22 protein-coding genes are annotated in these 26,620 nt (G+C 40.2%); 6 read left to right on the top strand and 16 right to left on the bottom strand.

Annotated elements, in window-relative coordinates:
• Window positions 1-43 precede the first annotated feature (43 nt).
• The 3 genes from ESA94_RS18865 to ESA94_RS18855 all read left to right on the top strand — a co-directional run bounded on the left by ESA94_RS18865 (window position 44) and on the right by ESA94_RS18855 (window position 1,909).
• The gene (locus ESA94_RS18865; RefSeq protein WP_129132505.1) at window positions 44-877 is read left to right on the top strand and encodes a DUF2911 domain-containing protein; all 834 of its coding nucleotides are present in this window, start codon (window positions 44-46) and stop codon (window positions 875-877) included.
• Window positions 878-998: 121 nt separating this feature from the next.
• The gene (locus tag ESA94_RS18860; RefSeq protein WP_129132504.1) at window positions 999-1,478 is read left to right on the top strand and encodes a hypothetical protein; all 480 of its coding nucleotides are present in this window, start codon (window positions 999-1,001) and stop codon (window positions 1,476-1,478) included.
• 89 nt (window positions 1,479-1,567) lie between these two features.
• Window positions 1,568-1,909, top strand: a complete 342-nt coding sequence (locus ESA94_RS18855; protein ID WP_129132503.1) for a hypothetical protein — start codon at window positions 1,568-1,570, stop codon at window positions 1,907-1,909.
• A gap of 157 nt (window positions 1,910-2,066) precedes the next feature.
• On the opposite strand, the gene ESA94_RS18850 is transcribed toward ESA94_RS18855, so the two are convergent.
• The 5 genes from ESA94_RS18850 to ESA94_RS18835 form a co-directional block, all read right to left on the bottom strand.
• Window positions 2,067-2,540 carry a hypothetical protein gene (locus ESA94_RS18850; protein ID WP_129132502.1) on the bottom strand — a complete coding sequence of 158 codons (474 nt, stop codon included), beginning with the start codon at window positions 2,538-2,540 and terminating at the stop codon, window positions 2,067-2,069.
• 17 nt (window positions 2,541-2,557) lie between these two features.
• On the bottom strand, window positions 2,558-4,273 hold the full coding sequence (locus tag ESA94_RS18845) for a sodium:solute symporter family transporter (RefSeq protein ID WP_129132501.1): 1,716 nt from the start codon (window positions 4,271-4,273) through the stop codon (window positions 2,558-2,560).
• 150 nt (window positions 4,274-4,423) lie between these two features.
• Window positions 4,424-4,591: a hypothetical protein gene (locus ESA94_RS21520; protein ID WP_164972794.1), complete on the bottom strand. Its 168-nt coding sequence runs from the start codon at window positions 4,589-4,591 to the stop codon at window positions 4,424-4,426.
• Window positions 4,592-4,698: 107 nt separating this feature from the next.
• Window positions 4,699-7,260, bottom strand: coding sequence for a PIG-L family deacetylase (locus ESA94_RS18840; RefSeq protein WP_129132500.1), 2,562 nt, complete (start codon window positions 7,258-7,260; stop codon window positions 4,699-4,701).
• A gap of 169 nt (window positions 7,261-7,429) precedes the next feature.
• Window positions 7,430-8,836, bottom strand: coding sequence for a nucleoside recognition domain-containing protein (locus ESA94_RS18835; RefSeq protein WP_129132499.1), 1,407 nt, complete (start codon window positions 8,834-8,836; stop codon window positions 7,430-7,432).
• A gap of 194 nt (window positions 8,837-9,030) precedes the next feature.
• Between ESA94_RS18835 and ychF the strand changes: the two genes are divergently transcribed.
• The gene (ychF, locus tag ESA94_RS18830; protein WP_129132498.1) at window positions 9,031-10,131 is read left to right on the top strand and encodes a redox-regulated ATPase YchF; all 1,101 of its coding nucleotides are present in this window, start codon (window positions 9,031-9,033) and stop codon (window positions 10,129-10,131) included.
• Between the two features lie 133 nt (window positions 10,132-10,264).
• On the opposite strand, the gene ESA94_RS18825 is transcribed toward ychF, so the two are convergent.
• Window positions 10,265-10,516: a type B 50S ribosomal protein L31 gene (locus ESA94_RS18825; protein WP_129132497.1), complete on the bottom strand. Its 252-nt coding sequence runs from the start codon at window positions 10,514-10,516 to the stop codon at window positions 10,265-10,267.
• Between the two features lie 338 nt (window positions 10,517-10,854).
• On the opposite strand from ESA94_RS18825, the gene ESA94_RS21515 reads away from it, so the two are divergent.
• The gene (locus tag ESA94_RS21515; protein ID WP_164972793.1) at window positions 10,855-10,995 is read left to right on the top strand and encodes a hypothetical protein; all 141 of its coding nucleotides are present in this window, start codon (window positions 10,855-10,857) and stop codon (window positions 10,993-10,995) included.
• 38 nt (window positions 10,996-11,033) lie between these two features.
• Here the strand turns inward: ESA94_RS21515 and ESA94_RS18820 are convergent, their stop codons facing one another.
• From ESA94_RS18820 to ESA94_RS18785, 8 genes are all read right to left on the bottom strand, one after another.
• Window positions 11,034-11,525, bottom strand: coding sequence for a YajQ family cyclic di-GMP-binding protein (locus ESA94_RS18820; RefSeq protein ID WP_129132496.1), 492 nt, complete (start codon window positions 11,523-11,525; stop codon window positions 11,034-11,036).
• Window positions 11,526-11,659: 134 nt separating this feature from the next.
• The gene (locus ESA94_RS18815) at window positions 11,660-14,140 is read right to left on the bottom strand and encodes an outer membrane beta-barrel family protein (RefSeq protein WP_129132495.1); all 2,481 of its coding nucleotides are present in this window, start codon (window positions 14,138-14,140) and stop codon (window positions 11,660-11,662) included.
• Between the two features lie 291 nt (window positions 14,141-14,431).
• Window positions 14,432-15,721 carry a prolipoprotein diacylglyceryl transferase gene (locus ESA94_RS18810; RefSeq protein WP_129132494.1) on the bottom strand — a complete coding sequence of 430 codons (1,290 nt, stop codon included), beginning with the start codon at window positions 15,719-15,721 and terminating at the stop codon, window positions 14,432-14,434.
• An 80-nt stretch (window positions 15,722-15,801) separates the two neighbouring features.
• Complete coding sequence (locus ESA94_RS18805; RefSeq protein ID WP_129132493.1) at window positions 15,802-16,824, bottom strand: Smr/MutS family protein; 1,023 nt, start codon at window positions 16,822-16,824, stop codon at window positions 15,802-15,804.
• Between the two features lie 99 nt (window positions 16,825-16,923).
• Complete coding sequence (locus ESA94_RS18800) at window positions 16,924-17,391, bottom strand: DoxX family protein (protein ID WP_129132492.1); 468 nt, start codon at window positions 17,389-17,391, stop codon at window positions 16,924-16,926.
• Between the two features lie 96 nt (window positions 17,392-17,487).
• Window positions 17,488-17,940, bottom strand: coding sequence for a methylglyoxal synthase (locus ESA94_RS18795; RefSeq protein WP_129132491.1), 453 nt, complete (start codon window positions 17,938-17,940; stop codon window positions 17,488-17,490).
• Window positions 17,941-17,945: 5 nt separating this feature from the next.
• Window positions 17,946-19,631, bottom strand: coding sequence for an amino acid permease (locus ESA94_RS18790; protein WP_129132490.1), 1,686 nt, complete (start codon window positions 19,629-19,631; stop codon window positions 17,946-17,948).
• A gap of 86 nt (window positions 19,632-19,717) precedes the next feature.
• A complete protein-coding gene (locus tag ESA94_RS18785; protein WP_129132489.1) occupies window positions 19,718-24,673 on the bottom strand; it encodes a PKD domain-containing protein in 4,956 nt (1,651 codons plus the stop codon).
• A 158-nt stretch (window positions 24,674-24,831) separates the two neighbouring features.
• On the opposite strand from ESA94_RS18785, the gene ESA94_RS18780 reads away from it, so the two are divergent.
• Entirely contained in the window at window positions 24,832-25,239 is a 408-nt protein-coding gene (locus ESA94_RS18780; protein WP_129132488.1) for a hypothetical protein, read from the top strand.
• Here ESA94_RS18780 and ESA94_RS18775 read toward each other — a convergent pair.
• Window positions 25,236-26,198 carry a polyprenyl synthetase family protein gene (locus ESA94_RS18775; RefSeq protein WP_129132487.1) on the bottom strand — a complete coding sequence of 321 codons (963 nt, stop codon included), beginning with the start codon at window positions 26,196-26,198 and terminating at the stop codon, window positions 25,236-25,238. The genes ESA94_RS18780 and ESA94_RS18775 overlap by 4 nt on opposite strands.
• Window positions 26,199-26,254: 56 nt before the next feature.
• Window positions 26,255-26,611 carry a four helix bundle protein gene (locus ESA94_RS18770; protein ID WP_129132486.1) on the bottom strand — a complete coding sequence of 119 codons (357 nt, stop codon included), beginning with the start codon at window positions 26,609-26,611 and terminating at the stop codon, window positions 26,255-26,257.
• Window positions 26,612-26,620: the final 9 nt, after the last annotated feature.

Below are 26,620 nucleotides of genomic sequence, written 5' to 3'. Positions count from 1 at the left end.
CTTTGTATCACTTCCCTACCTTTGCTGCCTAAAACTTTGTTACATGAAAAAATTATTGCTCGCTCTCTCCTGCGTTGGTGTATTTGCTATTGCCAATGCACAGCAATTAAAAACACCCCAACCATCAACCACACAAACAATTAAACAGGATCTTGGTCTTGGCAACATCGAACTGTCTTACAGTCGCCCGAACATGAAAGGCCGTAAGATCTTTGGCGATCTGGTTCCTTTTGGTAAAGTATGGCGTACCGGTGCAAATGGCGCTACTACCTTAACGTTTACAGATGAAGTAATTATTGGCGGCACCAAAATTCCTGCAGGTAAATACGGTTTACTTTCTATTCCTGATGCAAAGGAATGGACCATCATCATTTCCAAACAAACCGATGTAACATCACCAGCTGCTTACAAACCGGAAATGGATGTGGTGCGTGTAAAAGCTACCCCAATGGCCTTGCCCTGGAGCTTTGAAACATTTGGTATTTCGTTTGAAAATATTAAAGACAATGGCTGCGAAGTAATGATGGCCTGGGATAAAACCCTTGTATCGTTTGCGATTACTACCGATGTAGATGGTAAAGTAATGAAGCAGATCGATAACATTATGAAAGGCGACAGCAAACCTTATTTTGCTGCTGCGGCTTATTATCTTGAAAACGGCAAAGATCTGAACCAGGCAATTGTGTGGTTCGATAAAGCTATTGAGCAAAACCCCAAAGCATTCTGGGTGTATTACCAAAAAGCAAAAGCATTGGCGAAGCTGGGTAAGAAAACTGATGCACTTGCTGTTTCCAACAAATCGATTGAATTAGCAAAAGAAGCGAAGAACGATGACTATGTGGCGTTGAATGAAAAACTGCAGAAAGATTTGAAATAAGCAGTAAGGTAAAACAAAAAAGCCCCGGATTATTTCGGGGCTTTTTTGTTTTATTTTGTTTCGGCTTTATAATGAATGCAGAATATCAAAAAAAATATGTTTTAAACCCATTTCTGAGTATATGACCTTTAACAGCAAATACCTCTATAAACCTCTTGTGAATTTTTCGGCGCCGATTATTCCAGGTGTAGGCTTAGGTGATATTACATTAAACACTTCATTACCCCTGTTGAAAGATTGGCTAATTTATAATTTCCTTGTTGATAACAGAGATAATGTAAAAGCAGAAGTTTTTAACGGCATCTACCTGAACTATACTGTTTCTGAAACAGTAATGATTATTATTAACATAACAGATGCCCGAATAGAAAAACTTGGATGCAAGACCGGTTACACTGGTTCTTTTTTAGATATTAAGCCTGGCTTAGAAATATATGAACTAATCAAAACGCATAACCAGGCATATATAGAAAATGGCTTTATTCTTCTAAAAGACAATCCGGGTATCGAAATCGACATCCCTTCAGAATATGATGACATTGATGATATATCTATGCTGCCAAATTTTACAATTGACAGGATATTTGTAACAACTATTTAAAGGCAAAATATCGTCAACAGGATGTATAAATTTTAGTAGCCAAAAATCAAGATTAACCAGTTATTTGTTACACTACAATCAAAATCAGCATGAAAAACAGCCTGCTTAATGCTTATAAAAAATATTCGTCGTACACTTCTGAGGAAATTAAAAATGACTTGCCAACTTTTATGGGGGCTTTATCTTTTTTAGTCGAGGAAATTTGTAATGCTGATGCTGCAAGTTTAAAGCAATTACTTACGGATGAAGTTAAAAAAGATTTTTTCTCACCTGCCCCATGGATAAGATTAATCATAATCAGAAATGTAATGTCCAAAAGCCCAAAGAATAAAGTTTTTTTTGAATGGGCAATAAACAACTTAAGTCTTTTTTATCATCCGCAAAGTCGAATCATCCTAGAATTACATGAACTGATAAATCAAGATAGCTGAAAAACATTATTTGGCTTGTGTCATTGGCCACCTGGCCAACAACACAAGCCAAAAATATTTAATGAACATTTTAGAGATTGGTCAGACAATCAATTTTGGCAAGGATATTCATATTTACAAATAAAAAGCCCCACTAACAAGTGAGGCTTTATGCAAATTATTTTACGATCGGGTAATTATGATAAGGCAAACTCAAAGGCGGCGATACGGCTGATGTGTTTACTTTGTTCAATGAGTAATAACTCATATCGCAACAATCGGTTTCCTTACGATTATAACTGAACACTAACGAATCGGTAATGGTATTGTTGACAGAAATATAATATACCGAATGTGTATTGGAAACGCCGAATGAAGTTAAATAGTTGGTATCGGCAACAATAATAATGTTTCTGCGGATAGTTTCCACGGCGCCGTTATCAACACGTTTGGCTTTCAGCGCCACGTTCGCTGTATCGTATTGTTTATAGGGACCGGATAACAACTCCTTACCAGCACTGTTCAGCAAACGAAACGAAAACACAGGTGTTACTGCAAAGCCACAATCAGTACGTGCACAATCCGAACCACAACCACTGCCGGCAACTACTGCAGCTATCACTATTGAGAAAAAAATCAACTTTTTAATCATGTTGCAAATGTAATTAATCAGGCCTGTTTGCGGCCTGTTAAAGTTTGGATGAATAAAGACAGTAATACTACCGCAACCGCACCAATCACGTTCAGCCATAAGAACGAAATAATTTTAAGGAAGTAAATACCAATAACAATTACTTCCGAAATAATGGCAGCAGTAAACACGGCATTGCCCTGTACCTTTTTTAAATAAAAAGCAACAAGGAAAATACCAAGAATTGTTCCATAAAACCAGCTGCCTAAAATATTTACTGCTTCAATTAAACTGTTACCAAGATTATAGGCAAAAAAAGCGATGACCACACAAAACACTCCCCAAGCCAATGTATAAATTTTTCCCCAACGGTATTCTTCTGCTTCGGTCAATTGCTTAGTTGAAAACTTTTGGTGAAAATCGATCATGGTACAGGATGCAAGCGAATTAATAGCAGCTGCAATACTTCCCCAGGCTGCAAGAAAAATGATGGCAACAATCAACCCCACCAAACCAACAGGCAGGGCATCGCCAACAAAACGCAGAAAAATATAGTTGGTATCGTTTGTATCGGCATTAGGATCGGCTTTTTTTATCAATGCTTTCATTTCATCACGAATAGCCTTGCTTCTTGTTTCCACATCCTGCAGTTCCATTCTTGCCATTTGCACAACAGCTTCATTATTTGTTTTTCTTGCATTGGTTAATGCAACCGCAAGCTCCTTCTTTTCCCGCTGCAATTCTTCAAACGAAAGACCCTTTGCAACATATGCATCCCTGTATTCGCTCATTAATACCACACGCTCCTGTGTTTTATTAAAGAAAGCCGGCGCCTGGAAATAAGCATAATAAGCAAAGAGGAAACAACCAATGAGTAAGATCAAAAACTGTAAAGGCACTTTTATTAATCCGTTCATCAATAAACCCAACCTGCTTTCTCTTGTATCTTTTGCGGTAAGGTAACGGCCCACCTGGCTTTGATCGGTTCCGAAATAACTGAGTGCAAGAAAAAAACCACCGATCAACCCACTCCAGATATTGTATTTATCATTCCAATCAAATCCGTTTTCAGTAACACCGCTTGTAATTACATTCAGCTTGCCCGATTTACCTGCAATATGCAATGCATCTGTAATGCCCATACCATCGGGCAAAGACGATATTGCATAATAACCTGCCATAAACATGGCTGCATAAATGATTACAAACTGTAACTGTTGTGTATAGGCTACGGCACGTGCACCGCCGGTAACAGTATAAATAATGAGCAATCCTCCGGTAACAATATTGGTAATGTAAATATCCCAACCCAACATACTGCTGAGTACAAGCGATGGTGCAAAAATGCTGATACCGGTACTTAATCCTCTTGATAATAAAAACAGGAACGAAGTGAGTGAACGTGTTTTTAAATCGAAACGTTTTTCTAAAAACTCGTAAGCTGTAAACAATTTCAGTTTATGAAAAAGCGGAACAAACGTAATGCACACCAAGATCATTGCTAAAGGCAAACCGAAATAATATTGCACAAAACGCATACCATCGGTATACGCCTGCCCCGGTGCCGTTAAAAATGTAACAGCGCTTGCCTGTGTACCCATAATGCTGAGCAAAATAACCCACCAGGGCATCTGCCTGTTACTTAAGAAATAACCTTCAAGATTTTTTGAAGTACGGCTTTTGTAAATACCATACAGAATTACAGCAAGCAATGTTACGATGAGTACGATCCAATCGGTAAGTTGAAAATTCATGCAAACTGTTGAGTAAAGAAATAAAAGATGATGATCAATACCACAAGCGTAACTGTTACAGCTATGTACCAGCTATTCCATTTCGATTCATTATTATCGGGCAAGTTCGTGTTCATGTGTTTGTTTGTTCAACAGTTACAAAAAAGCTTTTTATTTCTCATCATCTCTCGGCCGCAGGTAATACATCATGAACAAAGCAATGCCGATACCCAGCAAAAGTCCGTAAGCAATACGCTTGCTGATAAAACCGATGAGCAATCCAATGCCCAACCCAACTAATAACGTACGCTCTATGCCTGCCTGTTTTTGCTTACTCATGTTCTTACTTCAAATAGATTTAAATCTGTTCACCTCTCATTATTCATTACTCATCATTCAAGTTCTTGTTCCTGCAAAAAGTGTCTGACGTCTGCGACGTCCTGACACTATGGTTTCGCCAGCAAGTTAGCCATTAAACGATAAGCACCGGGTACACCTGCCGGTAATTGACGGAAGAATGCCAATGCCGAATATACAAATCGTCCCTTACCATAATTGGCTACAATTAAACTGCCGTTGCGTTGCGGTTCGCCTGCATCATTCATACCGAGTACACTAACATAATTTGCATCCATATTTTCTGCTTCATACACACTCCTTTCCTGCACCCATCCATTGAAATCGTTTTCTGTAATTTTATTCGGATAGTTTAACAGCGGATGACCGGGAACAAGAAAGTTAACTTTCGCATCTTCTTCTGTTACACGGTTGCGTGAAATAGTAAATGGATACGGCGACATTTTCGCTTTAACCGGACCAATCTGATTGCTGGTATTGTACTGCACAACCAACACACCTCCGTCGTTCACATACTTCATTAAATTGTCGTATGCATTGCTGAGCCATGCATGTACATTGTATGCCCGGATACCTGTAACAACTGCATCGTATTGTTTCAGTTTTTCAACTGTAAGATCTTCTTCTTTCAACAACTCAACGGTATAACCTAACTGCTGCAAACAGTAAGGCATAAAATCGCCGGCACCGTTAATGTAGCCAATCTTCTTTCCTACAATCTTAACATCAACAGCTACCAGCTTTGTTAATGCATCAGGAAAGTAGGTAATGGTTGGAATATGATCGTAATCGATCTTTCTTAAGCGCTGCTTATTGTACCGTGAAATATTACTGGTAAAACTGGGTTGAAGATAATTTGTTTGTCCACTGATGAACTTCTCAGGTTTTACTGCTGTGTTCAAATCGTAATCCTCTCCTTTAGTTAATGTAAAACTTCCAAAGTCGGGATTTAATTTCCATTCTTTTGCAGTGTTCAATGAAGCAGATGCTTTTATTTTTTTTGTAGCCTGTGGCGAAAATACAAAGCCGGCCTGCTTGGGTTGCATATCTTTAAACAACAACAACGAGTTTGTTGCTTTAATTAATGCAGGCGGATAAACAACAAGCTTTTGATATAACTCTCCTTTTACCGGATCGGTAAACTTATACTGCACAGGCTTTGTAAACACAAATGCTTCGCCTTCGATTGTTACTGTAAACTTCGCCATATAAACAGGGTTATTTTCGGCAAGACCAATGAGTAACTGATCATCAACCGTAAATGCACCTGCACCCATTGGTTTTGCAATCCAGTAAGGATCTGTTTCGTTGCGTTTAACTTCTATCTTACGTTGAAAATTTACCGGCACATTTGCCTGCATGGTTTTATTAAGCAACGTATCAACAAAGTAAGCCTGGTTAATTGACTCCTGTTTTACTGTTTCTGCATAAAAAGGCAATTTAGACTTCGCACTATCAGGTATCGTTGTTAAAAAGCTGCTGTCGAGTTGTACACGTTGTATAAGAACCGCAACATTCGTTCGGTTAATGGCATTAAAATTTACACGAAGACTATCGCCCATTACAACAAACTCCTGTGCAGTAGTTGCTTCCAGCCACAAACCAGCGCATGCTTCAATGAGTTGTTTTACTTCTTCCAGTTTCTTTTTCTTCCAGTCGCCATCATTGATTGCATCAATGGCTTTATACAACTGAAGCAAACTTTTAACCGATGCAGATGGGTTACTGAATGAATAAGCAGTAACAATTTCATCAATCATTTTATTAATAACTGCTCCCCCTTCAAATCTGCTCCAGTCCTCTACTATTCCTTCTGTAATATTTTCTTTTATTGTTTCGCCACCTGTTTGTGTAAAAAATTCTATGGCCGCACCACGTTGAGCCGGCACACCAAAACCCTGGCTCTTGTGCATGCTTCTGCTTTCTGCAGCAAGTTCACCATAGCTTTTTCCCAATAAGGGATTGAATGCACCAACATCCATCTTTACCTGGTCGTTTGATGTGGTGTTGTTACCTCCAAAATTGAATGTATTCCAGAAGATGCGATTTGCCTGCCATGGTTTTACACCGTATTTAAACTGCTCAGGAAAACGGTTGGGATCAGCAGCTGCATCAAAAGCCTCACGGGCAAGTACAGCCGAAGCAGAGTGATGACCATGACCTGCACGGACATCAGGCGGAAAGCGTGTAATGATTACATCCGGTTGAAATTTGCGGATGACCCACACCACATCACTCAATATTTTTTCTTTATTCCAAACCTTTAAGGCTTCTTCTGTTGTTTTGGAAAAACCAAAATCGTAAGCCCGGGTAAAAAACTGCTCAGCACCATCTACACGGCGGGCAGCCAACAATTCCTGTGTGCGGATGAGGCCAAGCTCAATGCCTTGCTCATCGCCGATCAGGTTTTGTCCGCCATCGCCTCGGGTCATACTTAAATATCCTGTGCGGTATAATTTTTCTTTGCTGAAATATGCAAGCAGTCTTGTGTTCTCATCATCGGGGTGTGCAGCTACATACAGCACACTGCCGATCACTTTCAGCTTTTTTATTCCTAATAATATTTCGGCACTGTTGAGCGCTTTGGGCGTTTGCGCTTTTGTAAATGATGATGCTACTAAAACAAGCAATACAACCAGATAATTCCTCATGCAATTCGATTAATGTTTGCGAAGATATACATTGACCATAGCGGCTTTTTACCGATGATGGAATTTTAGACAATTTTAGTATCAGGATGTCGAAGATGTCAGACACTTTTTGAAATCGTAAATATTACTTTGTCTTTATAGCTGTCTGACGTCTGTGACGTCCTGACAGCTAAAGCGAGCTTCTAAAAAATAAATACGCCAGTAAGATGGATGTAATGATGCCTACCAAATCGGCAAGTAACATTGCTCCCACTGCATAGCGGGTGTTTTTAATACCAACAGCACCAAAGTAAACAGCAATTACATAAAAAGTAGTATCGCTGGAGCCTTGCAGTACAGAAGACAGTCTTCCGGCAAACGAATCGGGACCAAATGTTTTCATGGTATCGATCATCATTCCTCTTGCACCACTTCCACTCAACGGTTTGATCAATGCCGTTGGTAAACCATCAACAAAACGTGTATCAGCACCCATCCACATAAATAATTGTTTCATGCCGTTGATCAACACATCGAAGGTTCCGCTGGTGCGCAATAAACTGATGGCAACAAGCATTCCAACCAGGTATGGAATAATGCGGACTGCAGTTTCAAAACCACCTTTTGCTCCTTCAATAAATGCATCAAACACATTGATCTTTTTATACAATGCCCCCAATACAATAGCCAGAAAAATAAAGAGGATCAAACCATTGCTGAGTACACCTGAAAACGACTGTACACCATCCGCATCTAACCGTACAAGATATAAGACCAGCGCAGCAATGATGGCCGAGATGCCCAACACCCATGCGAGGATCACCGGTTGAAATACATTGATCTTTTGCTTGAATGATACAATGAACATGGCTGCCATGGTTGCTGCAAATGTTGCCACCATACAGGGCACAAAAATATCAGTAGGATTTGCTGCTTTCAACGAAGCCCGTGCAGCAATGATAGTAACGGGTATTAAGGTTAGGCCCGATGCATGCAAACACAAAAACATTAATTGGGCATTGCTGGCAGTTGACTTATTTGGATTGAGTTCCTGCAAACTTTCCATTGCTTTTAAACCAAAAGGCGTTGCAGCATTGTCAAGGTTTAAGAGGTTGGCGCTAAAGTTCATCATCATATGCCCGAATGCAGGATGCCCTTTGGGAATTTCGGGAAAAATGCGAGTGAAGAACGGCCCGATAATTCTTGATAACAAGTTCACTCCTCCTGCTTTTTCGGCAATACTCATAAAACCCATGAATAACGCCATGATGCCAATCAATCCAATACAAATGGTTACAGCATCTTTACAGGTTTCAATTACACCATTTGCATTCTGCACACGCATTGCAAGAACTGAGCTGCCTGCCTTTTTATACGTGCTTTTATCAACCGTAACTCTTGCGGCGGTGTCTAACCCCTGTAAAACAGCTTGTGGAGCTTCGGCAGCAGTCATTGTTTTGGCTACTACTGTATCGCCGCTTTTGCCAATCACCATCGAAGAAAACATTTGCTTTTCCCCTCCGGTTGGTAAATACCTGAACAAAGCCACCGTAATTGCAATCAATATAAACGCACTCCAGATTCTGCTTAACGCCATAGACCAATTTTAGATTTCGGATTGAAGATTGCAGATTTTTATTAAACAGCCAAATGCTTCTTTGCACAGGTTTGCTGCTAAGCACCGAAGGCTTATCTTTGCGGCCGTTTTTGAGCAGTGTCGGGCGTGAATCGTTAGTCGTGAACCGTGAGACACACATCAAAAATCACACATCAAAAATCATAAATCAAACAATGGGTTTAAAAGCAGGTATTGTGGGTTTACCAAACGTTGGAAAGTCGACCTTATTCAACGCCGTAAGTAACAGCGCTAAAGCACAGGCAAGTAACTATCGTTTTTGCACCATTGAACCCAACGTGGGTTTGGTGGATGTACCGGACAATCGTTTAAACAAGCTGGCCGAACTGGTAGTGCCCGATCGTATTGTGCCTACACAAATCGAGATCGTGGATATTGCCGGGTTGGTGAGAGGCGCCAGCAAAGGCGAAGGTTTGGGTAATAAATTCCTTGCCAACATCCGTGAAGTGGATGCCATTATTCATGTGATCCGTTGTTTTGAAGATGAGAATGTATTGCGTGAAGAAGGTGCTATTAATCCTGTTGGCGATAAAGAAATTATTGATACAGAATTACAGCTGAAAGATCTTGAAACGGTTGAAAAGAAAATTCAACGTATCGAAAAACAGGCTAAAGCCGGTGATGTAAAAGCAAAAACCGAACTGGAAGTATTGCTGAAATGTAAAAACCATCTGGAACAAGGTAAAAGCATCCGTGGTCTGGATCTGAATAGTGCAGAGTTAGATCTTATTCAGGATTCCTTCTTCCTTACAGGTAAAAAAGTATTGTATGTAGCGAATGTTGATGAAGCCAGCATGCATACCGGTAATAAATATTCGCAGGCGCTGATGGATGCTGTGAAAGACGAAGATGCGGATGTAATTATTATGAACAACAGCATTGAAGCACAGATCAGTGAAATGGAAGAGCCTGACGATAAAGCTTTGTTCATGGAAGAATATAAAATGACTGAGCCTGCACTTGATCGTTTGATCCACAGTACATATCATTTACTTGGCTTGCAAACTTATTTTACTGCAGGTGTGCAGGAAGTTCGTGCATGGACTTTCCACAAAGGCTGGAAAGCACCACAATGTGCCGGTGTTATTCATACCGATTTTGAAAAAGGTTTTATTAAAGCTGAGGTGATTGGTTATGACGATTATGTAACCTATAAAACAGAAGCTGCTGCACGTGACAATGGTAAGCTGCGAATAGAAGGTAAAGAATATATGGTAAAGGATGGCGATGTAATGCATTTCCGCTTCAACGTATAATTTAAAGTAAGCAACATAAAAAAAAGACCGACTCAAATGAGCGGTCTTTTTTTTATAGCCAAGCATTCATGTAATAAAAAATCCCCCGGGCTGCGGGGGATATAAGTTATACCGAAAAGCTTTAGCGTTAAGCTTAGGCTTTCTTTGCGTATTTCTTCTTGAATTTGTCGATACGACCTGCAGTATCAACCAACACGTTCTGACCTGTGAAGAAAGGATGGCTCATGTTAGAGATCTCCAATTTAATCAGTGGATACTCGTTACCATCTTCCCACTTAACTGTTTCTTTAGAAGGAGCAGTTGAACGGGTTAAGAAAGAATAACCGTTACTCATGTCTTTAAACACTACAAAACGGTAATTTGCGGGATGAAGCTCTTTATTCATATATCTGGGATTTTTCAGCACGGATTTGGCCGTGCATTTTTTTAAACGAAAGCGCAAAAGTAAGGGTTCTGAAGGTCTGAGCCAAATGAAATTTACAATTACCCGATACGTGTGCCCAAACTTTAATTTTCAATGCATTAAACCTGGTCTTGTTCCCAAAGTCTGACTTTTACGGTAAGTAAAAAGACCTATTTTTGTGTACCTTATTGCCAGGCCAACTAAAAAAACAATCTTTCGAATTACCGGCATTCCTTTGAAAAAGGAAATATTAGTTATTACTTTTATAAGCCTGTTCGAATTTTCCAGTATCCCGTATTATCAACCTTAAAACTTACAACATGTTTACACACCTACTGGTAATCGGGTCAATAACTTTTTTATTTATTTCGGTACAATGGCTTTCGCAACGCTCAAAACAGGCTAAAAAAGCTAAAACAACCACTGCTGCATTTAACCAGAAACAGGAAGCAGCCGCTTAACTGTTCTATCCGCTATCTCACAAAATGTACTTCCTTTATCAGGAACGCATGTTCTCGTATTGAAGCGGTATGCCCAGCTCCCATCCTTTTGAAGCCTGGATCACTTCTTGCAGATCATCAATTTTCTTGCCCGTTACCCGAACAATATCATCATTAATAGACGCCTGAACTTTTAATCCACTCTCCTTTATCAGCTTTACGATCTTTTTTGCATCCTCCTGCTTTAAACCGTTTCTTACCAATACCTCCTGTTTTACCAGTTTACCGCTTTGATATGGTTCTTTACTTTGATCGAAGGCTTCAGGCGCAATGCCTTGCTTATGTGCACGACTGATCAGTACATCAATCAACTGGCGCATTTTCATTTCATCTTCCACTTCCAGTTTCAACTTAAACTCTTTTTTATCCAAGTCTATCTGCACATGACTTCCTTTAAAGTCGAAGCGATTGGTTATTTCTTTGGTAGTTACATTTACCGCATTGTCTAATGCCTGAGCATCAACTTTACTTACAATATCAAAAGATGGCATAATAAATAGTTTGAAGTGAGAATGTACAAAATACAAGCAAAAGTAAATATTGAAAAATAAAAGAAGCACCTAAAAAGAAACCCCGGTAGAAACCGGGGTCGTCAATCAACATGAGAAAATATATAGGGAAAAAATTATTCGCCACTCTTAACACGGCTTTGCTCATCTGCAGCACCACTCGACTTGCGACGGGCATTACCGTTTACTTTACCTTTTGCTAAACGATATGTAAAGGTTACAGAAGCAACACGTGAATCACGATAGTTCTGAAACTGTGCATCAATATTGCCAAACTTACTTTCGCCTTTAATACGTTGGCTCCAGAGTACATCACGAACGTTTAAACGGATGGTTCCTTTTGTTTTAAGCACAGGCATACTTGCACCAATATTCATCATACCAAATCCACCAATGCGAAACACACCATCTACACCACCTGTTCTGTAAAAGCCGCTTATTTCTGTTGTTAATCCTTTTTTGAATTTGTACGAAACAGAGCTGTTAAACATAGCTGTTGTTGCACCAATTGTTACAGGCGTATTGTTTACTATACCATTAAACTCGTTGTTGAACACATTCACATAAACATTTCCGGTAAAACCTTTTACTTGCTTGAATGCACTTACTGCTATACCAAACTGGCGCTGGTTGGCAATGTTGGCCTGCTTAACATAGGTTTCATTGTTTTGATCGTTTTGCTCCAATACCTGTTGAATGATATTGTTTGTTTTGGTGTAGTTCAGTGTTGTTGTTAAGAAATTATTGAACGTATGTGAGAACTCGATGTTATGACTGAATTGAGGACGCAGGTTAGGATTACCCTGTTCGAATGTGTAACGATCGAGAAATTCAACAAACGGATTCAGATTTTCGTAATCAGGACGACGAATACGACGACCATAGTTCATTGTGAAACTGTTTTTTTCATTGGCACTGTACTGGAGGAATACAGTTGGAAAAAGCTGTGTATAGTTCAACGTAAAGGTAGAATCGAAAGATACAAACTTGCCATAGGTATTACTGTAAGTCAATCCTTTTGAATTTCCTTTTGCAGTTGTGTTTTCAAGACGTAAGCCAAACTGTGCACTAAATTTTTTGCTGAACTGTTTGCTGTAGTTTACATAAGCAGCATTTATATTTTCGGTATAGATGAAATGATTGCTGCGTGCAGAATCAAGAATCATTGTTCCGTTGCGTAATGTATCGTAAACTGCATTGTTATCCGTTTCAACAAAACTTGTTTTAAGACCTGCTTCAAATTTTGCACCTTTTTTCAATGGATGTACATAGTCTGCTTTACCACTGTAGATATGAATCAACTGAGGCAGATTACCTAAAAGATTATCTGGAATATTTGTTGGTACACCCGATGGATCGAAGTATTTGTTCATCAGATTTTGTGAACTTGATACATTGTAGTTGAGATAATCTACATCAGCAGATAATTCTTTACCGGTTGTATCGAACTGGTGACGGAAGTTGATGTTCGATCCGAAATGACGCCATTGGCTTTTACTTTTCGAAAAACCATTTGCTTTGCTCATTAATGTACCATTTGGATCAGCAATATCAATATCGCTGTTATTGGTAAACATACCTGGGTTATAAAAACCATTTACAGTTGCACCAAGCGTTGTTTTCTTCGACACGTAAAAATCTGCACCGAGTTTAGCGTTGTTCGACATGTTAAGCTGACGCATGTGCGATACTTGCTCAAACAATGATTTTACTTCCTTTGTATTTTGCTCGATAAACTTACGTTGGATGGAAAGCTCTTGAAACGAATTACGTTCGTTACGGCTAAGTGTACCAAAGAGGTTTACTTTGTTCTTGCGATAGTTAAATGTGAGGTTCTGGTTATTTGATGCATAAACACCTTGTGAATAGCCTAAAGTAGCCATCACATTATACCCCATCTGTTTCGTCTTTTTTGTTTTGATGTTGATAATACCGCTATTACCGGCTGCATCGTATTTCGCAGGAGGGTTGGTCATGATCTCGATCTGATCTAACTGTGTTCCCTGCAAATTGCGGAGGTAATTTGCAAGATCAGCTCCGGATAAATAAGCAGGTTTTCCATCAATAAAAATCTGCACACCGGCTTTTCCTTTAAGGCTGATGTTGCCATCTCTATCTACAGAAACACCTGGTGACTTTTCGAGAATTTCCAAAGCATTCGCACCTGCATTAGACGGACTGGCTTCAACATTCACCAGCATTTTATCGGGCTTCTGTTCAAATAATGGCTTGCGGGCTGTAACAGTTACTTCCTGCAAACCTTTTGCCTGTGGCAAAAGATTAAACGAAGGAACTGAAAGTTCTGCTCCCTCTTTTACATCCATAACATTACTGTACATTTTCTGGTAACCTACTGCAGTAACGCCCAAAAGGTAACTGCCGTTTTTTACCGCTTCGAAAAGGTAGCCACCACTTTTATCGGTAATGGCTGCCTTTACCAGCGAACTGTCTTTTGATCGTAAAAGAGAAACGGTAATGCCCGAAAGGGGCTTTTGGCTTTCGTCCTTAACCTCTCCTTTTAAGCGTGAGCTGGACTGTGCAAAGCCGGAATAGGTAAAGGTTAGAACGGCCGCCGCAAGTGCGAATAACTTTTTCATGATGATGATAGGTTTGATGATTCGGTTTATGATAATAAGGCTCAACAGTTAACAGTACCTGTTGTTTTAAATTACATGTCAAAAGTAGGTTCTATGTTTTGCATAGTACATTGTTTTATGGTTAACGGTATTTTAACCTGATGTTCGGCAAATAATTACACAGATGTGACGAACGACCGTCGGGTATGTTACAATTGAACCCAGTTTTAAGTACGAGCGGAAATAAATACAGATGGTCGGAAAATAAAAAAGGCTTCCTGCCGGAAGCCTGTATAAAAAGTTTTGTTGAAGTTATTTTGATGCAGAAGTTTTTTTCTTCGACACGAAGTAAAGCACAATACCGAGGATTACCAGACCAAGCGAAATCAATTCGGCCTGTGTAGGCTGGAAAGGCAGGCTTTCATATTTTGTATTAACCCTGATTTTTTCGACAAAGAAGCGTTCTGCCCCATTCAGCACCAGGTAAAGACAGAATAAACCACCAGCCAGTTTAATTCGGCTTCGGTAATATAACAAAACTCCGAAAAGGAGTAAGCAAACTACAGTTTCATAAAACGGAGTTGGAAATACCGGCAAAGGCAAATAGTTGCAATGATCATCTTCAGCACAATCGGCCAACTTATTACCCATGCTGTTTACATTATGCGGATATGTATAAGCAACCATCCATACGGGCAAAAACGACGGTGCTTTAAATGTTGCATAAGGTACATTCTCAGGCTTCATGCCACGACCGAATTCCTCCTGCAAATAAATTGTATTGCTTCTTAATGCTTGTTGAAATTCGCCTGCATTGGCCAAACGTACTGCGCCTGTTGAGTCGGAAACATAGGCTGCATTGGGAACACCCCAATCACCATCGCCTGCAACCTGGCACCCAATACGGCCAAGTGCATACGCCAGCATCAACGTTGGCCCCATTGCATCTGCCAAATGACGGATCGATATGCCTTTCCGTTTGGCATAAATTATAATGGCTATGGCCGCACATATAAGTCCGCCATAAAACGTTAACCCGCTGAAAGAAACCAATGAACCGATCGGATCGGCTACGAACTGATCCCAGTTTTCGAGGTTGTGGAAGATTTTGGCACCGGCAAAGCCAAAAATCGCCGCCATTACCGTAATGTCTCCAACACGTTCATGTGGCCAGATGCGTACTTTACGTTCTTCCGGTTTTGCAGCTTTTTGTTTGTTTTTCTCATACCATTTCAATCCCGCAAACAAAAGCGCCAGGAAAATACCGGCACCCCAGCTTCCTTGCGATGAGAAAATATATGCCTGCGGATCTACACCCGAACCGGCATTCATAAATGCACCAATAATTTTATAACCCATTACAAAACCAAGCAAGCCATTGGTAAGTAATTCACCGACAGTTGCAGGTTTACCAAACACACGCTTCTCTTCAAACGGCTGTAAAAAGCCCTGTTTTTCCTTACGCTGTAACCCTTTAGTTAAAACAATAGCAGATATTATAAAGGCAAGCGCAACAAAAAAACCAAACGAGTTTAAAAATCTCGCCCACTCCCACTCTACACCCAATACATCTTTAAAGAAATAATACAGATTAGGATACATGCTGTTTATTTGAGTTGCAATGATACTTGAAAATTTCGGATTGCACCTGTTAATGCAAGTGCAGCTTCATTTGCCGCATGTTAATATTGGAAATAGATTTCGGTTGCACCGTAACCATACAAAGGATGATACTGGTTTACAAACGACTTCACTTCCCGTTTTAATCGAAGCAGATCATGAATCTCATCACGCAACTTTCCTTCGCCCACTCCATGTATGATAATTAACGTTGGCTGCATATGCAATACTGCCAGTTCGTAATACTTTTCAAACTCTTTTAGTTGAGCAGTAAGAATTTCAAAATTGCTGAGATGCTTCCAGTCGTTTACAATTTTTTCGATGTGCAGATCTACAACGGAACGTGCCGGTGGAATATGCTGTCTTGCCTTTCCGGCATCGTATACTTTAAAACCTGCGGAACTTAATTTACTTAAATCAACTTTGTCTTTTATTACCCCGTCCGGATAGGTTTCCATCAATAAATAACTAAAACTTGCTTCCTGTTTCTGCAGCATTTCTTCAATACGTTGAAACAATTGTTTGGCTTTCAGTTTCAATGAAGCTTCAAAATATTCTGCTTTGCCTTTTGCCGGTTGGGAAAGACTAAACTCAAAATCGAAACGAGGCGCATCGTTGAGTTCTTCAAACGGCACATCATGAATATAAAAATCGCTGTAAGGCAGCAGTTCATTTTTAAGATTAAACTCGCTTTCGCCTGTAAACCGCAAGTGATAGTTAAACTGGTAAGCCGTGCCGGTATTGTTCACCAGGTATATTCTGAAATATTCCACCACATCATCATCAAAAATATCTTTATCAAACACCGGCAACAACGATATCCATACGCCTTCGCCAACATTATACCCTTTTATGTTGCTCCCTTTTTCCTTCTTCACATCATCCACATACTTTTTTTGTTTGGGAGGCTCTGCTTTCTTTTCGGTAAAGCGTTTGTAATAAGGGAAATCGACCTGATCAGTATATACCGGAAACTGTACACCACCCACATCCACCATCACCATTTTCTTATTGATAATATCCACTACTTCGCCTTCTTCGTTCGAATGGATCAACAGCACTTTATCGCCTATCTGAAATTTCATACATTTAAAATAAAGTGCAAAAATAACCCCGGCCAACACATCCTGTTCAAACAAGCTGAAAGAATAAGTTGCCGGGGAAAACATACCACACTGGAACCATCAACCCCACTTATGTTTATGAGGCCGCTCATCAGGATGCTTCCTCATCCATTCATCAACACTGATCTTACCACTGCCTTCTACAACAAAAAAGACGAGCAGAATCAGTATAAGAACAGAGAACCACAGTTCGGAGTGTGGCTGAAATATTCCACCCGATATATTCACAAAAATGATCGCCCCGAGCAGAATAGGTATTTGAATAAGACATGCAAAACGTGTAAGTAAACCAAAGGCAACAAGCAGGCCGCCTACAAGGTGTGCGAAAACAACATAATGTGCTAACAGGCCGGCAGATAAAGAACCCAGAAACTGGCTGTTGGCAATAAGTTCGGTGAGAGGTTCCATGTTGTTAATGAACTGTACGCCTTTTGCCGTAAGAATTATTCCCAGAATAATGCGGATGAAATCGATCCAGGTTGGATGGTGGGCGTCGCCCCATTTTTCCATGCGTTGTACAAAATTCATAATGGCAATATTTAGATGTGAAAGAAGCTATGTAAAAGTTACAATGCTTTTTCCGCTTTTGCAAGTGAAGTTGTACACGGCAGCGAGCCGCAGCTCTTATTTGATCTTACGCTTGAGGTACTGGCTGTAATCTTCCAACTGAACGGTATAATCGTCGAGTATAAGGGGCGATGTAAAAATAAAATCGGCAGTGGCACGGTCGCAGGCTGTAGGAATATTCCAGGTAACGGCAAGACGAAGCAAGGCTTTTACATCGGGATCATGCGGCTGTGCTTCCATGGGATCCCAAAAGAAAATGAGAATATCAATTTTGCCTTCGGCGATCAATGCACCTATTTGCTGATCGCCACCAAGAGGGCCGCTGAGAAACTTGTTTACAGGTCGGTCGAGTTTGTCTTCAAGCAGTTTACCTGTTGTACCTGTTGCAAATAATTCGTGTTTGGCTAAAGCAGTGCGATTGAAATAAGCCCAATCGATTAAATCTGTTTTTTTATGATCGTGCGCCACCAACGCAATACGTTTGCGGACTTTCATTTTTCTTGTTGGCATAAAAACTAAGCTTGTTCGTTTGCTAATTTGCTTTTACGGTAACCGTAAAAGAAATAAATCACTAACCCGATTCCCATCCATACGAAAAACCAAAACCAGCTGTTAACGGGTATCTCTATCATCAGGTACATACAGCTTAATGCACCCAGCACAGGAATAAGCGAATACTTACGGATGAAGGTTAACGCAGCAATAACAACTGCAATGAGTATAAAGATGAGAAATAAAACTTCTTGATGATTTTCGTGAAACAGGTTGGTGATAGATGCCGCTACTCTGTCACGAAACAGAAAAATAAATGCAGCTACAAGTAGTGGCAAAATAAATTGTCCGTTTACGTACGGCAGCTTGAATTTACCCTGAGTACCTGCCTGCAATTTTGGTAATAACAACACCCCCAAACAAACCAATACAAAGGCGAACAAGGTTCCGATGCTTGTAAGATCTGTCATGATAGATGATGGTAAAAACATTGCAGGAATACCCACCAGAAAACCAGTGATGATGGTTGCAAAGGCCGGTGTTTTGTATTTAGGATGAACTTTTGAAAAACGTTTGGGCAATAAACCATCCCGGCTCATCGTCATCCAGATACGAGGCTGACCTAATTGAAACACCAGCAATACACTTGTTGTTGCAACAACTGCACTGATGCTGATGATGTAGCCGATCCACTTCAAACCCAAATTATCAAACACATAAGCTAAAGGATCGTCTACTTTTAATTCGCTGTAATTAACCATACCTGTTAATACCAATGCAATAAGGATGTACAGAATGGTACAGATCACCAATGCATTCATCATCCCCTTTGGCAAATCACGCTGCGGATCTTTACACTCTTCGGCTGTTGTACTAATGGCATCAAAACCGATATACGCATAAAACACCGCACTTACACCTTGCAGTACCCCTGTAAATCCGTTCGGCATAAACGGGTTCCAGTTATCGGTATTCACATAAAAGAAACCCATTACTATAACAAAAATGATTACCGCAATTTTAAAGATCACCATTGCGTTGGCACTCTTCTTACTTTCCTTCATACCAATATAGGCCAGTGCTGTTATCAACGCTACAATTAAAAAAGCAGGCAGATTAAGAAACAATTTGCTGCTGCCTAAAGCCGGTGCTGCATTATAACCGTCGATGATGGCCTGCATATCTGCTGTTGCTGCTGCGCCTTTTGCCAGCTGTTCGTTTACTGCAGCCAATGCTTCGTTGGCAGTTGTGAGGTTGGTTGTTAACCAATAAGGCAAATGAATATTTAAACCCTGCAACAGATTATTGAAATAACTGCTCCAGCTGATGGCAACAACAATGTTTCCGATAGCATACTCAAGAATCAACGCCCAGCCAATGATCCAGGCCACCAATTCACCAAAACTTACATAGGCATACGTATAGGCACTACCGCTTACCGGCACACGACTTGCAAACTCTGCATAACACAAAGCCGAAAATCCACAGGTAACTGCTGTAATTACAAATAAAAGAGATACGCCTGGTCCGCCATGAAACGCAGCAGAACCGATAGTAGAAAAGATACCGGCGCCTATTACGGCAGCAATACCCAAAAATGTAAGATCACGTACGTTCAACACTCTGTGCAAACCTGTTCCGCCATGTACTTCATCTCCCCCTTCTGCTACAATTGTATTAATCTTCTTTTTGCGGAATAAACGACCCATAAGTATTAGTTTGAGGTGTTCAAAATAGGGAAAAATGATGAAACTGAAATTTCATAAATGATGAAGCGTGGAATTTTCACTATCAGCTACCTGATAATTGTAACCGAACCGTTACGTATAAACTGCTCGCCTGTTGCATCGCAAACAAGTTGTAAAGCGTAAGTAAAACTTCCAACAGGTGCGGGGTAACCATTGTAATTACCATCCCATTTTGCCTGCGGATCATCAACAGCAAGATTCTTCCGTTCAAACACTTTATTTCCCCAACGATCGTATATAACAAACAGTTTTATGAATGAAGCGCCGTTGGCCGGTACAGAAAAATAATCATTCAAGCCATCGCCATTCGGCGTAAATGAGTTTGGAATAAACAATTGGGTGCCGCTACAAAGCATATGAATGGTAACAGAATCCCGAGCAATACAACCCTTATCTGTTTTTGCTTCTACTATGTAAGTGGTTGTTTTGTTTGTTTTGCTTACAGGCGATGGACACAGGGTACAACTTAAAAAGCTGGCCGGATTCCAATTCCACGAAACGATATCGCTGCTTCCCGTTGCATTCAATTGTATTGCATTGCCCGGAATTGCCTGCACATCAGGACCTGCATTTACAATTGGTCTTGGATATACTATAACATTGATTGCAAGAGTATCGGTAAAACAATTTTCAGCATCATATCCAACAACAGTATAGGTTGTGGTTGCAACCGGAGTTGCTTTTACATTTGCAGACGAAACAGAACTGAGCCCTTGTATATTCCTGATCCATGTATAAGAAGCAGCACCAGTAACTACCAACTGCACCGACTCTCCTTCGCAAATGCTATAATTCGTTGTTGCATTTAGATTGATCGGCTGTACAACGCTTACCATTACCGAATCTGTTGCTTTACAACCATACACATTGTTAACAAGCACACGGTATGTTGTGTTTACTACAGGTGTTGCAAGAGGCGATGCGATCTGCGGATCGGAAAGTGTTGCTGCAGGCGACCATTGATAGGTTGTTCCACCAGATGCTGTTAATTGAACACTGTTACCTAAACAGACTTTAGGTTGTGCAGGCGAAAGTTGAACTACAGGTAACGCATGTACCGTTAGTGTATGAACAGCGGTATCCAAACAACCCTGGTTATTTACTACGAGTGTAACGGGATATGTACCTGCTGTTGCATAGGTTTGTGCTGATGGATTTTGTATTGCTGCAGTTTGTCCGTTTTTAAAATCCCAGCTCCATTGTACGCCGTTGGTTAGTGTTGCTGTTGATGTAAACGTAGCTTTATCACCTGCGCATATTTCCGCAGGTCCTGTAACAGTTCCTTTTGCCGATGGTTTAACAACAACAGTTGCCGTTACATCTTTTACACAACCCGAACGTGCTGTTACCCGCAGCGAAACTATATATGTACCGGGAGTATTGTATTGGAAAACCGGGTTAGCTGTATTGGCAGTATCTGCAGCATTGCCTGTACCAAAGTTCCATTTGTACTTAAGAAAATTGCTGTTGCCATTTGCTCCAACACTATACACATCGGCATTAAAATTAATCTTCACCTGGTTACACGCCTGCAACGGAATACCGCTGATTTTAGCAGACAAACTATCAATAATAATTTTTTCGGTTGATGGCGCTGCCACTGTACAACCATCGGCATTGGTAATAAGCAGTGATGGTTGGTAGATGCCCGACCTGCGGTATAAATGAACAGCTGTACTGTCTGCTGATGTAGTCAATTGCCCATCACCAAAATCCCACAAATAATTTGTTACCTCTTTTGCCGAAGCATTAAAATTAACCGGTTGTGAAGAACAGGTTTCTGCAGGATTAAATTTAAGTGTCGCATCTACCCCTTTTACTTTAACAGAATCGATATATGTTCCTGTTAATCCATTGTAGCCATATACATACAATGTAACAATGTAGGTGCCTGGCTTTGTATAAATATGCGATGGATAATTGACATTATCTGCACTTGTACCATCGCCAAAATCCCATTTAACTTTTACTGCTCCGGCTGATGTATTATTGAAACGGGCAATTACTGGAGGGCAGGTAGCGTTGCCAACAAACGAAGTATTAAAGCTGAAATTTGAATTAAAATTGCGTACAATAATTATCTGCGTTGCCTGCGATGTACAACCTGTTGAATGATCTCTTGCTGTAAGCTTAACGGTATATGTACCAGCGGTTGTAAACGTATAAGTGGGCGAATGTTGTGTGCTTGTTACACCGTTTCCAAAATCCCAAATGTATTGGGTATTGTATGCGTTAAATGTATTTGTGTTGTTATAAAAATTTACAGTTGTGTTTAATGGTACATTATTTCCCGATGTGCTGAATACAGCTTTAGGTCCATTTACCTGTACAAAACCCGAATAATAGTTTGTTACAGAAGTACAGCCGGAAGCATCTTTTACTTTAAGTGTTGGATAATAATATCCGGGATTGGCATAAGTATGCGTTACCACTCCCCCACTTGTAAGCGTTTGGTATTGCCCATCGCCAAAATTCCATTCTCTTGACACAATTGCTGAAATGCTTGCATTGTCGGAACTGTCATTAAACACTACAGGTAAATTAAAGCAACGGTTATCTGTCTTGATTTCGAACGTTGCCCGTACTCCCCTTACCCTGTACGAAATATAATTGGACGTATCTAAACAATTAGTAAGCTTATTTACCATGATGAACCGAAGCTTATTTTTTGCCGGATCAAGATGATCTGCCAAAAGGTAGCCGGTTATTGGTGAAATATTTACATCGTAGTAATAGTTATACCCTGTATACTCTGTTCCGTCTTCATATTCAATTTTATGAATCAGGTAATTAAACGCTCCGTTGGGAGATGCTGCCAGCCCGGCTACAGAATAACTTAGTTTTTCTTCAAAACAGAGATCGGCTTTATTAACCGACAGTTGAGGGGTTTTCCTGATGATGACTGTAACCTTTATAGAATCGGTTACAACACAGCTGCCATTGGTTACAGTTAAACGGGCATAGTATATCCCGGTTGTTGTATACTTATGTTCAATACTTGGCTGGAATGTTGAATAACTTGCAGATGCACCATCACCAAAATCCCAACGCCATCCTGTTGCATTCATTGATCCATCAAGGAATTTTATATTGCCTCCGGTTCCACCGCAATCGGTATCATACCCATCAATACGAACAAAGGGCGGCTTAACCGTAATGTAATCAACCTTCGTCATTGTATCGCTGCAATACCCGTTTGTTGCTACTAAACGAATCGTATATTTTCCTTCATTTAAAAACTTGTAATAAAGATCTTTTCCAACATAAGGATCAATACTCGTGGTTCTTTGTCCGTTTATAAACCATTCGCCATAGCCCTCCATATTCGTTGATAAATTCCTGAACTGTGTAAGTGAGTTACCGCATATATCGGATCCCTGAACAGATACAAAATCAGCAACAGGCTTTGGCAATACCTGGATATTGTTGTATTGTACTGTTCCGGTACAACCACTAACAGTTGTGTAATTTAATAAAACACGGTGTGTACCAACTGCAGCAAATAAAAACTCCGGCGTTGCTTCAGTTGAGGTACTGCCATCCGGGAAGCTCCATTTATAACTGGCAATTGGCTCACTTGATGATGTAGCAAATTTTATTGTATAAGGTTTACATGAATAAAACGGATACATACTGGATGACAGTACCCTTATTTCAACCAGTGCACTTGCAACAGATACATACTTTGTAATGGAGTTACTGCAACCTTCTGCATTGGTAACTCTTAAAAAAACATTGTAAGTAAGATTGCGGGAATAGCTGTGAACCGGATTTTGAGCAGTTGAATTAACTACAGGATTATAATAATCGTATTCAAACGACCAATCCCATTTTATTGCGCCGGCAGTTGTATCCCGAAACTGTATTCTGGCAGGAGCACCGCATTTATCAATCAACGAATCAACAAATCCACTCAACTGCATGCCTTGTTTTACTTTTACTGTTTTTACAACAGAATCTTTACAAACACCAAATTCGTTTACGAGCTTAATTTCATAATCGCCTTTTTTTGTATAGAGGTGCGAAAAACCATACGAAACATTATAATAAACTGTCCCGTCACCCATTTGCCATAATGTTTGTGTTGGCATTGGTGTGCTTGCAGGCGTTATTTGTAATGCATTGCCCGAACATATTTCGTTACTGCTGATGGAAAAATCGGATTTAAAAGAAGCAACATTTACAAGATTCTGTTTTGTTTTAATTACAACACATCCATCGGAAGTAGTTACGGTTAACTTTATACTGTAAATACCTTTTTGTGGGAATATATGCTTGGGATCTTTGCTTGTTGACGTTGTGCCATCACCAAAATCCCACAGGTAACTTAATACGCCGGGGCCTGCACTTTTATTGGTGAATTGTACTTCATCGCTGATACGGCAGAGAATTGCCTGATCAACTTCAAAATCGACAACTAAAGGATCGAGTACCTCGATAAGATCATTCTTTACAACTGTACTGTAACAACCGAATTGATTTGTAACGGTAAGACTCACCGATGCTTTTTGTTTTACCTGGTAACTATGTGTTACCGAAGCTGAAGAGGTTTGCTGTGTAGAACCATCACCAAAATCCCAGAAATAAGAAGTGATACTACCATCACCTGCAATTGATGTACTGTTGAAAGTAACCGTTAACGGAGAACAACCTTTTCCAGTAGTAAATGTAAAGTCGGCTTGTGGCTTCTTATAAACTTTTACATCTTTTGTTTTGGCAGAAGTCTGGTTGCCATCTTTAATTGTTAACGTAACCGTGTAGGTGCCCTCGGTTAAATAAACAGCAGAAGGATCTTTTAAAGAAGAGAAATTGCCGTTACCAAAATCCCAGCTATAAATAGTATTTGCCGAAACTCCGGTTGAAAGATTCGTAAATGAAGATTTTACAGGTACACATCCCTGACCGTTTGTAATAGAAAAATCTGCAGCCAGCTGTGCTTTCAACGTTAGTGAAACGAACAGGCAAATGCAGGTTACAATAATTCTGGTTAATACATTACTCATGGTTAACGGGCAAGACAATGATACTGCAAAAACAGCCTTTCGGGAAGTTTTGCGGAATATTTTTGTACAGGCAAAGCTGCTGTTTTTCCTTAGTTATTCGCCTGGTTGTAGCACAAATGGGGTCGCTGTTTTTACAGGTGTGTATAAACACAAAATACATGCAACGTTTTGACTCACCAGCGGGTCATCCGTATATGAAATTCTTTACGCTATTATTTCCAGTGATGGTTGGTTTTCTTTCCTGTACAAAGCAAAGCAGCAGCCAATCGGGCAACCTCCGGATATATAACAACAGCACATTTCAGTACGATTCGGTTATTGTAAACAGTCCGGGTGGCAAACAGGTTTATTACAATGTAGCCGCAGGTTCTTATTCGGGCTATAAAAAATTTGAATTCCTATACCGTTATGCATACATCGAAGTGCATTACAATAATCAAGTATCCAGGCTTCAGCCTTTTGATTACGTAGGAGAAGAAAAGTTCGTTACCGGAAAGTACAGTTACCTCATCGGCATTGCAACTGCAACCCCCGCAACATTAACTCTTGAATGTAAAAGAGATTAATACTCACGTTGTACAAGAAACTGTGCCAACTGTTGCAATGCAATTTTGCGTTTATTGAGCACAGCAATGTCTTCCAGATGCTTCATTGCTTTTTCGAAGTATTGATTTTTCAGCTGCATGGCCCACTCATCTACAGCAGCAGATTTATAAATAGCCAGCACCTGCTCCACTTTATCAGCAGGATTGTTTTGCATCAACGCCTTCAATTGTTGTTGCTGTTCTGCCGAAGCTGTTTCCAATGCATGGATCATCAAAAATGTTTTCTTATTGGCTTTAATATCGCCACCTACCTGCTTACCAAACTTTGCAGGATCGCCAAAGCAATCGAGGTAATCGTCCTGCACCTGGAATGCAATGCCAAGGTTACGGCCAAACTCATAAATATGCTCCGTATTGCCCACGCTTGCACCACCGATCATAGCTCCCAGCTTTAAACTTGCAGCCAGCAGCACCGATGTTTTTAATTCGATCATGCGTACGTACTCTGCAAGACTTACGGTTTCTCTTTTTTCAAAGTCCATATCCATCTGCTGACCTTCGGAAACTTCCAGTGCCGTTTTATTGAACAATGCAAGAATCGATTTTACATCGCCTTCCACTTTACCAATGTAATCGTACGACATGGTTAAGGTTACATCGCCGGCAAGAATGGCTGTGTTGATACCATGAATGGCATGCACCGTTTGCTTACCTCTCCGCAATGGCGCTTCATCCATAATATCATCATGTATCAATGAAAAATTATGAAACAGTTCAATGGCTGTTGCTACCTGCCATGCATCGGGTTTGATGTCATCAAACAACTCATTACCCATCAATACCGCAACAGGACGTACACGTTTACCGCCAATGCTGAGGATATGTTGTGCCGCATCGTACAACGAAGCCGGCTCCTTTGGAAATAATCGTTTATTAAAATGTTCTTCGAATTGCTTTAATAATTGTTCGAACGACTGCATAATTTCTTTGAAGTATGTTGTAAGAAGTAAGAGGTATGAACCGGGCTGCAAGATACTTAAGTCCAGCTATCGTGCAGTTTCCAAAGTTTACCGCCTATCGTTTCCGTTTTTATTATGAGTGACTGAAACTGATCGTCATTAATATAAGCACAATCTTTTGAGAACATTAACCACGACTTTGTTTCTTCCAGCGAACCATTTGAATCTACAAGATGTCGTTTAAAATTAGCAGGGACACGCTTCCCCCAACCTTCTGCTATGTTCACTGCAACCGACCTCGAAGAACGTCGCACCTGATCAATTAAACTGTATTTTTCTTCACCTGGGAAATTTCTTGTCAGATGAAAAATTTCCATTGCTAATCCGTGCGAAAGATTATACACATCAAGGTCTGTAAAAGTTTTAATTGGCATATCTGGTGT

The sequence above is a fragment of the Lacibacter luteus genome, assembly GCF_004118265.1.
GTDB lineage: Bacteria > Bacteroidota > Bacteroidia > Chitinophagales > Chitinophagaceae > Lacibacter > Lacibacter luteus.
Note: the sequence above shows the minus strand (reverse complement) of the source record. Positions and strands in the feature narration are given on the sequence as shown.